A 13,981-nucleotide genomic window follows, 5' to 3' on the forward strand; every position below is an offset into this window, starting at 1 on the left:
GCATGTCAGTACTCCACGTTCTGGTTGCGTCGGCGAATTGTCGTGACCTCGTCACGCTGGTTTCCGGTGGGGCCGTGGTAGTTCAGGGCGAAGGACTGCTGGGCGTAGCCGCCGATCAGGTGCGACGGCTTGATCAGCACCCGGGTCAGCGCGTTGTGGATACCGCCGCGCTTGCCCTTGGATTCCTTGGTGGTCTGCTCGGTGCCCTCGATGCGCGGCACGTCCACGGCGCGGTCTTGCGCGTGGTACATGAAGACCGTGCCCTCCGGCATGCGGTGCGAGACGATCGCGCGGGCGACGACGATGCCGTTGCGGTTGACCGCCTCGATCCAATCGTTGTCGGCGACACCGATCTTGGCCGCGTCGCGGTCCGACATCCAGATCGTCTGCCCGCCGCGCGAGAGCGTCAGCATGTGCAGGTTGTCCTGGTAGGCGGAGTGGATCGACCACTTCGAGTGCGGGGTCAGGTAGCGCACGGTGACGCCGCTGCCGCTCACATTGCCGATGCTCGGCTCGGCGAACAGCGCGGTCATGTCCAGCGGTGGCCGGAAGATCGGCAGCTGCTCGCCGAGTTCGATCATCCAGTCGTGGTCGAGATAGAAGTGCTGGCGCCCGGTGAGGGTGTGCCACGGCTTGAGTCGCTCGACATTGATGGTGAACGGCGAGTACCGGCGGCCGCCGCTCTCGCTGCCCGACCATTCCGGCGAGGTGATCACCGGGACCGGACGCGCCTGGGTGTCGGCGAAGGTGATCTGCTTGCCCTCGGCCTCGGCTGCGAGGTCGGCCAGCTTGGTGCCGGTGCGGCGCTCGAGCTGGTGGAAGCCCTCGACCGCGAGGCGGCCGTTGGTGGTACCCGACAGCGCCAGGATGGTCTCGGCGGCGAAGGTGTCCTTGGCCAGCGACGGGCGTCCGGCCGCGACGCCGGAGACGACGGTGCCGTTCTTGCCCGCGAGGTACTCCACCTCTTTGTCCGGGTAGGTCGTGATGCCCTTGGTGGTCACGCCGAGGGTGTTCACCAGCGGGCCCAGCGCGGCGAGTTTCTCCGCGATCTTGGTGTAGTCGCGCTCGATCTCGACGATCTTGGGCATGGTCTTGCCCGGAATCGGCTCGCACTCACCGGCTTTCCAGTCCAGCACCTTGCCGCCCGCCTGCGCCAGCGCGTCGGGCGAGTCGTGCTGCAACGGCACCGCGACGATGTCCTTGCGGGTGCCCAGGTGCTTCTCGGCCAGCCAGGAGAAACCGCGCGCGATCCGGTGGAACGCGTCGAAGTCGGTCTTGGCCTCCCACGGCGGGGAGATGGCGGGGGAGAAGGCGTGCACGAACGGGTGCATGTCGGTGGAGGACAGGTCGTGCTTCTCGTACCAGGTGGCGGCGGGCAGCACGATGTCGGCGAACAGGGTGGTGCTGGTCATACGGAAGTCCAGCGCGAGCAGCAGATCCAGCTTGCCCTCGGCGCCTTCCTCCCGCCATTCCAGTTCCTGCGGGCGTACGCCGTTGGCGTCGGTGGTCTGCAGGTTGGAGCCGCAGCCGAGCAGGTGCTTCTGGAAGTACTCGTTGCCCTTACCGGAGGAACCGAGCAGGTTGGCCCGCCACACGGTGAGCACGCGGGGGAAGTTCTCCGGTGCGTCGGGGTCCTCGCAGGCGAACCGCAGGTCGCCGGACTTGAGCTGGGAGACAACGTGTTCGGCCGGAGTAGCGCCCGCCGCCGCGGCCTCGTCGGCCAGGTCGAGCGGGTTGCGGTTGAACGTCGGGTAGCTCGGCATCCAGCCGAGCCTGCTGGCCAGGGCGATATTGTCCGCGGCGGTGCGGCCCGCGAACTTGCCCTTGCCCAGCGGCGAGGCGAAGGAGTCGGAGGTGAACGGGTCGTAGCGCCACTGGTCGTTGGTCAGGTACCAGAACACGGTGCCCTGCATCTGACGCGGCGGGCGCTGCCAGTCCGAGGCCGACGCCAGCGTGGCCCAGCCGGTGACGGGACGGCACTTCTCCTGGCCGACGTAGTGGGCCCAGCCGCCGCCGTTCTTGCCCTGGCAGCCGGTGAGCAGCGTCAGGGTGAAGAAGGCGCGGTAGATCTGATCGGAGTGGAACCAGTGGTTGGTGCCCGCGCCCATCAGGATCATCGAGCGACCGCCGGAACGCTCGGCGTTGTCGGCGAATTCGCGGCCGATGCGCGCGGCCTGCACGGCGGGCACACCGGTGATGCGTTCCTGCCAGGCCGGGGTGTACGGCGAGTCGGCGTCGTCGTAGCCCGTGGCCCACTCGCCGGGCAGGCCGTCGCGACCCAGACCGTACTGCGCGAGCAGCAGGTCGAAGACGGTCGTGACCCGCTTGCCCGCAACGAGTTTCGTCGGGACGCCACGCAGGATCGTCTCGGCGGTGTCGGTGTCGAAGCGCGGCAGGGCGATCGTGGCGGGTTCGTCGGTGGAGTGGCCGAGCAGGGTGAGCAGCGGGTCGACGCCCTCGAGGTCGAGGTTCCACTTGCCCGCGTCGCCCTCGCCGAAGCGGTGGCCCAGCGAACCGTTGGGCACCACCGGGTTTCCGGCCTGATCCAGCAGCACCGGCTTGTGCTCGACGCCCTCACCGGTCTGCCCCAGATCGGCGGCGGTGAGGAACTTGCCCGGCAGGGCCGCTTCTTTTCCGCCGGAGCCCTGATCCGCCGCCTCGTCGAGACAGATCAGGTACGGCAGGTCGGTGAAGGACTTGATGTAGTCGAGGAACATCGGAGTCTGCTTCTCGAGGAAGAACTCCTTGAGCACGACGTGACCCATGGCCATCGCCAGCGCGGCATCGGTGCCGGGCCGCGCGGCCACCCACTCGTCGGCGAACTTGGTGTTGTCGGCGTAGTCGGGGGAGACGACGACGACCTTCTGGCCGCGGTAGCGCGCCTCGGTCATGTAGTGCGCGTCGGGCGTCCGCGTCACCGGGACGTTGGAGCCCCACATGATCAGATAGCCCGCGTCGAACCAGTCGGCCGACTCCGGCACGTCGGTCTGGTCGCCGAAGACCTGCGGCGATGCCACCGGCAGGTCGGCGTACCAGTCGTAGAAGGAGAGCATGTAGCCGCCGAGCAGCGACACGAAGCGCGCGCCGGTGGCATGGCTGACCATCGACATCGCCGGGATCGGCGAGAAGCCGGCCACGCGGTCGGGGCCGTACTGCTTGATCGTGTAGACGTGCGCGGCCGCGGCGATCTCGGCGGCCTCCCACCACTCGGCACGGACGAAACCGCCCTTGCCGCGCGCGGTCTTGTAGGCCTTGGCCTTGACCGGGTCCTCGACGATCGACTCCCAGGCCAGCACCGGGTCCTTGAGCTCGGCCTTGGCCTTGCGATACAGGTCGAGCAGGGTGCCACGCACGTACGGGTAACGCACCCGGGCGGGGGAGTAGGTGTACCAGGAGAACGACGCGCCACGCGGGCAGCCGCGGGGTTCGTACTCCGGCTTGTCCGAACCCACCGACGGGTAGTCGGTCTGCTGGGACTCCCAGGTGATCACGCCGTCCTTGACGTAGATCTTCCAGGAGCACGAACCGGTGCAGTTCACGCCGTGGGTGGAGCGCACCACCTTGTCGTGCGACCAGCGGTCCCGGTAGAACGCGTCGGCATCGCGCCCGCCGACTTTGTAGACCGACCGGCTGTCCGGCGATACCTCACCGCGCTGAAAGTATTTACCCAGGTTCAGCAACGTGTCGCCGATATCGGTGGGCGACGGACCATGAGTGCGCGAATTAACCACGACGCCCCCTTCGAGCTGTGCATTCGGGCTGTTAGATGGCAACTGTAAAGAGGCGCACTGCTGGGGCAAAACGAACTTTTCACATCCCCTCTCGGTGCCCGGTGAGCTGTGAGGTCGGCGCAATCTCGTGGTCATGGAACCCGCGCGCGGCCCGGCCCGCGAATCGGGGCCGACCAGGGTGAACAGGCTCCGAGCAGCCGCGACGGTGTCGGCGGGGAGCATGGCGCGGAGTATGCGGTGATGCTTCCGAAACCGCCGCTTCTCGGGCGGTTTACATTTGTTTACACACTTGCGAGGCCCGCTGAACAGGGCAGATGTGACCGCCCGCACAGTGTGGCCGAGGCGAACATGCCGGAATTCGACTCGGCCGGCGAGCCTGAACGCCGGGGTGGCGCCTCGCCGGCGCGCGGAGTTGCCGGTCGGTAACTACCCAATGGGCAACGCGCCAAGATAAAGAAACGGCAACTTTTCCGTTCGGCGATTGGTTCGAGGTTGAAACCTCATCCAGGATGAGGCGGTGCAGACAGGGAGGGTTGCGGTGCCACCGAAGACATCGTCCGACGGTCCGGCTGGTCCACCGAGGCCGCCGACGCTCGGCGGGTTGCTGCGGCGCCTGCGCGACGATCGGCGGATTTCCCGGGAAAAGCTGGCCTTCGCGGCCGGTGTCAGCTCGAGCTACATCACCCATCTGGAGAGCGGCGACCGGGACCGGCCGACGCAGGCCGTCGTCGAGGCGCTGGTGCGCTATCTCGACCGCATCGAGCCGGTGACCGATATCGAGCGCAGGCATCTGCTCGACCTTGCGGGTTTGTCCGCCGTGGGCAATCCGTCGGTCGAGGACCTGCGCGGCGAGATCAATGCCGAGATGCGCCGCACCCTGGCGCTGCAGGAGCCGAACCTGGCGGCCTATGTCGATACGCGCTGGAATGTGCTGGCGGGCAATGAGTCCTATCATCGCGCCTTCCCCGGCCTGGTCGAGGATGTGAACATCCTGCGCTGGTTCTTCGGCAATCCGCTCTCGCGCAAGGTCATGGTGGAGTGGGAGAAGGAATCGTCGCTGACCGTGCACTGGCTGCGCGGTCTGATCGGACAGCAGGGCGGCGGTGAATGGGCCGCGGAACTGCTCGACGAACTGGCGCAGTACCACGACTTCCGGCGGATCTGGGACGACGGCGACACCGTCTACGGCCGCGAGCACACCGCGATGCGGCTGTGCGATCTGGACACCGGCGAGTACTACACCATCGACGTCCAGCTGTTCCGGCTCGACTCCGTCGCCTACCCGGGCCGCATCCAGTACTACCTCGGCGTGCGCGGCCCCGACGGGTCCCCCGTCGCGGGCTAGATCCCGGCGACGGCGACCGGCGCCGCGAGGTCCGGCGTGCATGCGGTGACCAGCTCGATCAGTGCGGCGGCGACCTGCTCGGGATGGGTGAGAGCGCACCCGTGACCCGCACCGGCCACCGTGCGCACGCCGCGGGCTCCCGGCAATCCGGTCGCCAGCTGCGCGCATTTCTCGGCGGTACTGCTGTGGTCGTGCTCGCCGCGCAGCACGAGCGCGGGCGCGGTGATCTCGCCGAGGCGGTCGAGTACCGAATCGCGGTCGATCAGGCAGCGCGCCGCTGGATGGATCGTCGCGCGGTCGTGGGTGAGCCAGCGGGTGATCCACCATCGCCAGATATCCGGGCGGTCGCCGCCGATCAATTGGGGAGCGAGCTTTTCGGCCAGCGGGACCAATTCGCCGGCGCCGCACCATTCGCCGAAGAATTCCTCGTAGTAGGTTTCGTCGGCCCTGGTGCACGCGCCCGCCTCGGTATCGAGCAGAGCCAGTCCGGCGACCCGCTCCGGCGCGAGCAGCGCCATGCGCAGCGCGGCGTATCCGCCCTGGCTCATTCCGCCGACGACGGCCCGCTCGACGCCGACCGCGTCGAGCACGCGCAAACCGTCCTCGGCCAGATCCCAATAGTCGAAGCGCGGCTCACGGCCGTAGCCGGTCCGGCCGTGACCACGGGCATCCCAGGCGATGACGTTGATATCGTTGTGCGCCAATATCGTTCGAATCGGATCGAACATCGATTCGTCCATCAGAAAACCGTGGGCGAGTAGTACGGTGGGACCGCGGACGGTGCCGGTGCGGAAATGGATGTTCACCGAATCGGAGTGCACGTAGGGCATGCTCGAAAGATACAAGCGTGGACGCCGTTTCCGCGTGGTTGCCGGGCATTGTCGTTACCGCCCGTCCCGTGCACTGCCGGACCTGTGAATTCACTGGCGAGTGTATGTACCTCACGGGGGCGTGCTTATTCCGTCGAAACTATGGACACCCGTGTTCATCGGCTATTGGATCGTAGAGAACGACGTTCGGCTCGATCAGCATATTTCGGGGAGAATCTGATGAGGGTGACGGAGTACGGAAACGACGCACACATATGGCTCGCCGCTGCCGGCGACGGCCTCTCGGACACCTTCGCGGTGTGCGGCGCGGAAGGCAGGGCGATCTGGTACGGCCCCTTTCTCGACGCCGATGTCGATCATCCACACGGTGACCGCGCCGCCGCGGCCATGAGCGCGGCGGGACGTGCGATCTGGCTGGCAGGCCGCGCCCGCGAAGACGCGGGCGCAGGCAAGGCGACACTGCATCTGTCGGTCAGCGATGACGAGCTCGACGCCGTCACGCTGGCCTGCACCGCATCGATGGCCGGTCTGGCCCTCGATCTCGTTGTCACCGACGACAACCCGGCACTGGACTGGTGCCACGCCTTCGGCAGGCTCGACTGGACCCCGGGCCAGCTCGGCGATCTCGTCGACCCCACCGAATCGCACGGAACGCCGGCTCTCCGGTCGATCACCGGTGGCCTCGATCCGCAGACCGAACCACAGGAAAGGCCCGTCATGCATGACAACGCTCTGGACCCTTGGACGGAACTGCGCTCGGCACTGGAGGGCCTGCTGCTGCACGACGCGATCGGCATGGACGCCAAGATGCGCCACGCCGTCGCCGCCGTCGTCCACCTGACGGTCGATACCCCGCACGGACCGCCCGAGGACGCCGAGGAGTTCCTCGGCCGCTTCGACGCCTCCTGGCTGGTCGCGTCCTGGCTGGGCCACGACACCGAACTGTCCCTGATCGCGACCCTCGCCGCGGGCGAGATCCCGGCCCTGTCCTGGTGCGAACTGATGTTCACCACCACCCTCGCCCCCTGGTCCACCAGTCCGGTCGCCGCCCACGCCCGCCGGGTGTTCACCACCGTGCAGCGGGGCAAGCTGGGTGCGGTGCGCGCTCACGTCAGCTGAGTTCGCCGGTCACCGTTCGACGACGGTCAGCCCGCGCTCGCGCAATCCCGCGGTGATCGGCGGCGGAAAAAGTGCGCTCGGCAGCGCGATCGGCACCAGACCGTACATGAGGGCCGCGATGTCGCCGCGGATCGTGATCTTGCCGATCATGGTGTACGGCATCCGCATGACCCAGGCCGGTGTCGCGAGCAGAACGGTGTCGGTGCCGAAGTGCGCCGACAGGGTGGCGCCCGGAGAGGCCGCGCGCTCGTGGTTGCGTACGACCTTGGCGGGCGGCCTGTTCGCGAGGTGCCGGCACCACGCCAGAGCCAGGGCTCCGAAGGCCGGCGGGAAGGTCAGCCCGAGTGGGCCGTAGAGCAGCCCGCCGAGAACCGCGAACTCGACGGCGAGCACCGCGATAGCGGCGACCGCGATCAGCGCATTGCGACTGCGCCAGGGCTCGCGGCGCTGGGCCACGGCGAGCCGGACAGCGGTGTCGGGGCCGGCGACGACGGTGGTGTGCGGGTCTGCCGGTGTCGGCAACGGGGGTTGCGGCGGCGGATCGCTCGGCGCGGGCGTACGCCGCGGATCGATGAGGTCACGCAGTCGTGCGACCACGGAGTCGGGCCACAGCTCCCGGGGCATCGCCAGCCCGATTCCGTCGAAGCGCAAGGTCACGACCTCGCGGTTGACGGTGATCGAGGTGATCCGGTCGTGGTCGATCCGCGAGTGGCTGGTGCGGTCGGCGAGATCGAGGGCGTCGGAGCCCAATCGAAGCGACTGGGTCGGTGCGGGCATCGCGTTGTCGATCGCGCTGCGCAGCACCTTGCGTAGTTTGAGATAGGTGCTGACGTAGAGCCATGCGGTGAGCGCGACCGCGACCATCACGATGACCACGGCCGGGAGACGTAGCAGGACCAATGGGGCCACATAGACCGGCAGCAGGATGGCCAGCCAAAACAACGCGGGCTGGACGGCCGTCCGGAGGGCGCCGTGGTGAACCAGCTGATCGTTGGTGCCCGGCATCGTGGTGTAGGTGCTGTCCGGGTTCGTGATCACCGGTAGCGCGGGCGCCGGGTGCGTGAACGGCTCGGTGGTCGATCCGTCAGCGGGTACTCCCCGCTGGTCGAGGCTGTCCCCCTCGGTTGTCATTCCCGGAAGACTAATCAGTCGGCGGGCGTCCCGCAGAGCGTGGCTGTCAGGCTGCCGTGCCGACCTCGACCTCGGCGAACGAGCCGACCCAGCTGTGTGGTGCCCGTTGCGGATTGGGCTCGCCCTCGCGGTGCACGCCGACGACCTGCCACCCGGCTGCCACGGCGGCGTCGAGTTCATCGGGGTGGTCGGACAGGAACAGGATCTCCTGCGCAGGGAGGCCGATGCGGTCGGCGATGACGTCGTAGGACTCGGGTTCCCGCTTCGGGCCCGCGCTGACGAGGTCGAAGTGGTCGGTGATGAGGCCGGACAGGTCGCCCGCCTCGGCGAAAGCGAACCAATCGCGTTGGTTGCGTTCGGAACCCGAGGAGTAGACGTAGAGCGGGAGTCCGGCTTCGTGCCAGGCTCGTAGCGCGGGCACGACGTCGTCGAAGAACCGTCCGTGCAGGGCGCCCGCGCGGAAACCCTGGGCGCAGATCGCGCCCTGGGCGGCCTTGAGCGGCTCGGCTTTGACGTCGGAATGCAGCCAGCCGGTGAGGATTTCGGCGATCCGATCGGTGTCGGCGGTGGGTTCACCGGCCAGCTCACGGGTCTGCGCGATCACGGATTCGGCAGTGCCGGAGGCGTGCTCGGCCAGCCACGTGGGCAGGCGCTGCTCGGTGTAGCCGTAGAGATCGTTGCGGACCGAGTCGGTGGGGCTGGTGGTGCCCTCGATGTCGAGGACGACGGCGCGGGTCACGGGGCGGTGAGCAGTTCGTCCAGCGTGGGGAAGCCCGCGCTGATCTTGTCGCCGGTGAAGTCGCCGATCCAGCCGTCAGCCTCCTCGAAGAAGCGCAGGGCGATGAAGTCGGGGCGGGTGCCCATGTCGAACCAGTGCAGGGTGCCGGCGGGCACCGAGAGCAGGTCGCCCGCTTCGCAGACCGTCGCCAGCACGGCGTCGCCGATGTGCAGGTAGAAGCAGCCGCGACCGGCGGCGAAGAAGCGGACCTCGTCCTCGGCGTGGCGGTGCTCGTCGAGGAACTTGGCGCGCGCGCCCGCCGCGGTGGCCGGCCACTCCGGGTTGTCGTCGTCGGGGTGGATGCGGGCGACGTCGATGTGCTCGTAGCGGCCCGACGCGTTGAGTTCGGCGATCTGCGGGCCGTAGTGGGCGAGCAGGGTGTCGGAGTCGGTGCTCGCGGCGTCGGCGAGAACGTCCCAGCGGGAGAACGCGATGCCGTGCTTCGCCAGCTCGGCGCCGATCTCGGCGGTGTCGGTGGTGCGCACGCGGACGTCGGCGGCGTTGTCGGCGGCCATCACTTGCAGCAGGGTCATGATTATCCGATCTCGAGTGGCGTGGCGTCGGTGCGTCCGGTGCGGGCGATCAACTCGCACAGGGCTTCCAGGCATTCGGCGCGATCACGCGCCTGGGCAAGAGTGTCACCCCAGGTGGTGATGCCGTGCCCGGTGATGAACAGAATCGGTGGGGCGGTGGGGTTGTCGCGCAGGTAGGTCTCGATGTCGGCGCCGATGCGCGGGACATCCGGCCAGTTCGGGAACACCGGAACGTCCACCGTGGACGCGTCGCGCAGGCCGAAGCCCTTGAGCAGTTCGTATCCGGTGATCCGCAGGGTGGTCACCGCGTCACCGGGACGCGCCGCCGTAGTCGCCAGGGCTGTCGCGAACGGCGAGTGCACGTGGACGACCGCTCCCGCCGCGCGGGTGCGGTACACCGCGGTGTGAATGCTGGTCTCCGCGGACGGTTTACGGTTCTGCCCCGGCCGGGCGACCGTATCGGCCACTCCGACGAGCACCGTATCCCGTTCGGTCAGTTCACCTTTGGACAATCCGCTCGCGGTGACGAGTGCGTCATCGCCTGCCCGCACCGAGATATTGCCTGCGGTTCCCGGCATCCAGCCCCGGTCGTAGAGCTGCCGCGCCGTCGCCGCGATCGCCCGGCCCTGTTCAGCCAACGGCTGTCGATGATCGTCGATGTCGCCATGGCTGTCGAGCGGGGTCGCGACGGTGGCGCCGGTGGGCGCGATCGCTCGGCCCTGTGCGTCGAAGGTGTCCGAATTGCGGTAGACCACGCCGTTTTCCGTGACCACCGCGGTGACGAGGTCGGTCGGCGTCACGTCGAAGGCGGGGTTGAACACGGCGGTTCCGGCCGGCGCGCTCGCCACTCCGCCGAACCCGGTGACCTCGTCGGCGGCGCGCTGTTCGACCACGATCTGCGCGCCGGTCGCCATCGCGGTGTCGCGGGTGGACTCCGGAGCGACCACGATGAACGGGATGCCGTGGTGCCGGGCAGCCAGCGCGAGGGTGAAGGTGCCGATCTTGTTGGCGACGTCGCCGTTGGCGGTGATCCGGTCGGCGCCGACCAGCACCGCATCGACCTGGCCGGTGGCCATCGCCCACGCGGCGGCGGAGTCGATGGTCAGCCGGTGCGGGATGCCCGCCTCGGCCAGCTCCCACGCGGTGAGCCGGGCGCCCTGCAACAGCGGGCGGGTCTCGTCGACGATCACGTCCGCCACCGCACCGCGTTCGTGCAGCACCCGCAGCGCGCCGATCGCGGTGCCGACCGCGCTGGTGGCCAGGCGGCCGGTGTTGCAATGGGTGAGCAGTTGTAGTGGCCCTTCACCGCAGAGGCGTTGCACCAGGTCGGCGGCGTGGGTGGCGGCGGCGAGATTGACACGACCGTCCTCGGCCAGCATGTCGAGGGTCTCGGCCAGCACGGCGTCGGCCCCGTCGGCGATCCGGGCACGCACCCGATCGACCGCCCAGGCCAGATTGACGGCGGTCGGCCTGGCCGCGGCGATCCGGTCGGCCTCGGCCTCCACAGCGGCCACATCGACCACGCGGTCGCTCGTCTGTGCCCTGGTCGCGATGACCACACCGAACGCACCGGCGATCCCGATGGCCGGCGCGCCGCGGATGGCGAGGGTGGTGATCGCGTCGATGATCTCGTCGACGGTGCCAAGCCGCAGCTCGCGCACCTCGTGCGGCAGTCCACGCTGGTCGATGGTGACGAGCGCACCGTCGTCCCAGATCAGGGAACTGTCGTCCATTCGGGTGTCCTCACTGCGTGGCATTTTCCGGCTCGTAAACGGTATCCGACCTGGTCGGGGCTCGGCCTCCTGGGCCCGCGCTGAGCGCACAGTCTTCGCGCGATCGGTCGCGCAGGCGGCGAGGTATCCGCGGAGTGAACGCTCAGAGCCGTCATTCCGCGGCGTACTCGGCCTCGCGCTCCACCGCATCGATCGTGCGCTGCGGGACCTGGATCGGGCCGGGCGTGTAGGTGATCGCCCGTAGCGCCCCGGTGTAGCGGAACGGTCCGCGGCGTTCGCGCAGGTCCCACGAGACGGGACCGCGCGCGTCGATGCCGACGGAGATACCGGTCCACGGTGCCATGCCGACCAACTGCACCTGATCGGTGAGTTCGGCGACCTGGACTCCGTCGGACTCGACGACGAAATCCCACCGCAGATGCGGCCGGACCGTGGTGCGCACGGTGATCTCCCGTGCCCCGATCGGAAGCGGAGCCTGCGTCGAGGCGTAGCGGCCGTAGCTGTTGATGCCGAGCACCACGTCACCGTTCTCGATGTAGAGCAGGTACCCGCCGAGCGGGTCACCGTGGGCAACGAGCACGCCCTCGTCACCCGGCTGGTAGCCCGCGGCGGCTGCTGCGGCGGGCGTCGATGCATCGTCGCCAGTCGGCTGTGCGTCGGTTTGCGGAGATGTGGACCCGCCGACCGGCGTTGCCCGGAGTAGCCCGGCTGGTCGGCGGAGCCCTGTCAGATCAGCGGTGATGGTGAAGTCGCGATAGGCGATGAGCCGCTGGGAGCGGTAGCGCTCCAGCGTCGGGGTGCCGGGCAGCAACCGGACCGGTGCGCCGAACCGCGCCTCCTCGGGACGACGGCGGAACAAGTCGGCGCGCGTCAGCAGTGGGAAAACGGTATTGGCCCAGGCGGATTCGTCCCAAGCCGCAGCCAGCTCAGCGGCCTTCTCCGGGTACTGATCCGAGAGATCATGGAGCTCCGTCGGATCCGCACGCACATCGAACAGCTGCCAGTTCGGTGCATCGAGATCGGCTCCGGCCTCATACAGCGACAGCAGCTTCCACCCGTCGCGATAGAAGCCGCGATGACCGGTCATCTCCGAGTACTGCTCGGTGTGCCGGGTCGGCGCGGCCGGATCGCGCAGCAGCTCGGCCGCCGACACGCCGTCGAAGTCCTTGGCGGGCAGACCGTTCCGCACGGTCGGCCGCTCCAGTCCCGCCAGCTCGAGCAGGGTCGGAGCGAGATCGGTGATGTAGGCGTACTCGTGGCGGATCCCCGAATCGGCCTCGGTGCGCGGCAGACCTTTCGGCCACGAGACCACCAGCGGCACCCGGACACCGCCGGCGAAGGTCTGGCCCTTGTAGAACCGGAACGGCGTATTGGATGCCTGACCCCAGCCGCGCGGGTAGTGCACACCCAGCTTCGCGGTGCCGATCAGGTCCTCGTCGTGCGGGATGTCACCCACCCAGTCGGGGTCGTCGATATGGGCGAACTCGGCGAAGTAGGAGCGGGTGCCCTCCGGTCCGCCCTCGGCGGTGCCACCGTTGTCGGAGGTGAACACGATGATGGTGTTGTCGAGTTCGCCGAGTTCCTCGAGCAGGTCGACGATGCGGCCCAGGCTCTGGTCGATGCTGTCGACCATGCCCGCGTACACCTCCATGTACTTGGCAAAGCGGCGCTGCTCGTCGGCCGTCAGTGAATCCCATTCGGCCGCTTCGTAACCGGGCTCGGTATTGCGCGGCTTCTGCTCGGTGCCCGGCGGGAACAGCCCCTGCGCCAATTGCTCAGCGAACCGCTTCCTGCGCAGCTCATCCCAGCCCTCGGCATACCGGCCGCGATATTTGGCCTGGTCCTCGGCCTTGGCCTGCAGCGGCCCGTGCATCGCCACGTGCGCGAAATACAGGAAGAACGGTTTCGTCGCATCGTGCGCGCGCAGATCCTTGATGTAGGACAGCGCCTTGTCGGTGAGATCGTCGGTGAGGTAGTAGCCCGCCGGATACTCCTCGACATCGACCACCGAACTGTCCGAGACCAGCTGGTTCGGATAGTAGAAGGAGTTCAGACCCTCCAAAGATCCGTAGTAGCGGTCGAATCCGCGCTGCGTCGGCCAGGAATCCCGATGCGCCGACGGATTCATCGTGGCGTCGCGCACGAGGTGCCACTTGCCCACCGCGTAGGTGGCATAGCCGTTGCCGCGCAGAATCTCCGGCAGCGTCAGCACATCGTCGGCCAGCTCCAGCCGCAATCCGGGATAGCCGGGATCGGCATTGGCCACGAAGCCGAAACCCGCACGGTGGGAATTGATCCCGGTCAGCAGGGCCGCGCGCGACGGCGAGCACAACGGCGTCGTGTGATAGTTCGACAACCGCACACCCCCGGCCGCGAGCCGATCCAGCGTCGGTGTCTCGATCTCGGAACCGAACGGGCCGATATCGCTGTAACCCATGTCGTCGACGAGGACGACGACGATATTCGGCGCACCGGCGGGCGCGGTCGGCGCAGACGTCCAATCCGGTGTGGAATCGGCCGAGGTGCGACCGACCGAGCCGCCGAAGGATTCATAACCGCGAGCGTGGGGTGGAACAGGCATCCTGGCAGTAAAGGTGACATATCCGCTGGTCACCAGGGTTATGTGCAGGGTGCGTGGAATCGGTGACCCCCGCGGCGCAACTTGTTAGCGTCACTGCCGTGCCCACGAATCAGCCCTCCTGCTGCTGTTCGTGTCGCGTCCTGCGTGGCTGACGTACGTCTGCTGACGTGCGCGGCCGAACCCGAGCCGATGTGTCCCCT

Annotated in this window: 9 protein-coding genes; 2 read left to right on the forward strand and 7 right to left on the reverse strand. The window is 68.1% G+C overall.

The window, feature by feature from the left end:
* Nucleotides 1-5 precede the first annotated feature (5 nt).
* A complete protein-coding gene (locus IEY60_RS11315) occupies nt 6-3,731 on the reverse strand; it encodes a nitrate reductase subunit alpha (RefSeq protein ID WP_189026799.1) in 3,726 nt (1,241 codons plus the stop codon).
* 538 nt (nt 3,732-4,269) lie between these two features.
* On the opposite strand from IEY60_RS11315, the gene IEY60_RS11320 reads away from it, so the two are divergent.
* Nucleotides 4,270-5,076 (forward strand): helix-turn-helix transcriptional regulator, encoded by an 807-nt coding sequence (locus IEY60_RS11320; RefSeq protein ID WP_229739708.1) that lies wholly within the window; start codon nt 4,270-4,272, stop codon nt 5,074-5,076.
* On the opposite strand, the gene IEY60_RS11325 is transcribed toward IEY60_RS11320, so the two are convergent.
* A complete protein-coding gene (locus IEY60_RS11325; RefSeq protein ID WP_189026801.1) occupies nt 5,073-5,906 on the reverse strand; it encodes an alpha/beta fold hydrolase in 834 nt (277 codons plus the stop codon). The genes IEY60_RS11320 and IEY60_RS11325 overlap by 4 nt on opposite strands.
* 219 nt (nt 5,907-6,125) lie before the next feature.
* On the opposite strand from IEY60_RS11325, the gene IEY60_RS11330 reads away from it, so the two are divergent.
* The gene (locus IEY60_RS11330; protein ID WP_189026803.1) at nt 6,126-7,025 is read left to right on the forward strand and encodes a hypothetical protein; all 900 of its coding nucleotides are present in this window, start codon (nt 6,126-6,128) and stop codon (nt 7,023-7,025) included.
* Between the two features lie 9 nt (nt 7,026-7,034).
* Here the strand turns inward: IEY60_RS11330 and IEY60_RS11335 are convergent, their stop codons facing one another.
* The 5 genes from IEY60_RS11335 to IEY60_RS11355 all read right to left on the reverse strand — a co-directional run bounded on the left by IEY60_RS11335 (nt 7,035) and on the right by IEY60_RS11355 (nt 13,781).
* Nucleotides 7,035-8,156: a hypothetical protein gene (locus IEY60_RS11335; RefSeq protein ID WP_189026805.1), complete on the reverse strand. Its 1,122-nt coding sequence runs from the start codon at nt 8,154-8,156 to the stop codon at nt 7,035-7,037.
* 46 nt (nt 8,157-8,202) lie between these two features.
* A complete protein-coding gene (gene mtnC / locus IEY60_RS11340) occupies nt 8,203-8,895 on the reverse strand; it encodes an acireductone synthase (protein ID WP_189026807.1) in 693 nt (230 codons plus the stop codon).
* A complete protein-coding gene (locus tag IEY60_RS11345) occupies nt 8,892-9,467 on the reverse strand; it encodes a 1,2-dihydroxy-3-keto-5-methylthiopentene dioxygenase (protein WP_189026809.1) in 576 nt (191 codons plus the stop codon). The genes mtnC and IEY60_RS11345 overlap by 4 nt, the downstream gene beginning before the upstream one ends.
* Before the next feature lie 2 nt (nt 9,468-9,469).
* Nucleotides 9,470-11,200, reverse strand: coding sequence for an S-methyl-5-thioribose-1-phosphate isomerase (gene mtnA, locus IEY60_RS11350; RefSeq protein ID WP_189026812.1), 1,731 nt, complete (start codon nt 11,198-11,200; stop codon nt 9,470-9,472).
* Nucleotides 11,201-11,351: 151 nt separating this feature from the next.
* The gene (locus IEY60_RS11355; protein ID WP_189026814.1) at nt 11,352-13,781 is read right to left on the reverse strand and encodes an arylsulfatase; all 2,430 of its coding nucleotides are present in this window, start codon (nt 13,779-13,781) and stop codon (nt 11,352-11,354) included.
* Nucleotides 13,782-13,981 lie beyond the last annotated feature (200 nt).

The sequence above is a fragment of the Nocardia rhizosphaerihabitans genome (assembly GCF_014646295.1).
Taxonomy (GTDB): Bacteria; Actinomycetota; Actinomycetes; order Mycobacteriales; family Mycobacteriaceae; genus Nocardia; species Nocardia rhizosphaerihabitans.

Bases quoted from the DNA above. Each gene is read 5' to 3' on its own strand.
- IEY60_RS11355 (WP_189026814.1), bottom strand. From the start codon at position 13,781: ATGCCTGTTCCACCCCACGCTCGCGGTTATGAATCCTTCGGCGGCTCG.
- IEY60_RS11330 (WP_189026803.1), top strand. From the start codon at position 6,126: ATGAGGGTGACGGAGTACGGAAACGACGCACACATATGGCTCGCCGCT.
- IEY60_RS11325 (WP_189026801.1), bottom strand. From the start codon at position 5,906: ATGCCCTACGTGCACTCCGATTCGGTGAACATCCATTTCCGCACCGGC.
- IEY60_RS11335 (WP_189026805.1), bottom strand. From the start codon at position 8,156: ATGACAACCGAGGGGGACAGCCTCGACCAGCGGGGAGTACCCGCTGAC.
- mtnA (WP_189026812.1), bottom strand. From the start codon at position 11,200: ATGGACGACAGTTCCCTGATCTGGGACGACGGTGCGCTCGTCACCATC.
- IEY60_RS11345 (WP_189026809.1), bottom strand. From the start codon at position 9,467: ATGACCCTGCTGCAAGTGATGGCCGCCGACAACGCCGCCGACGTCCGC.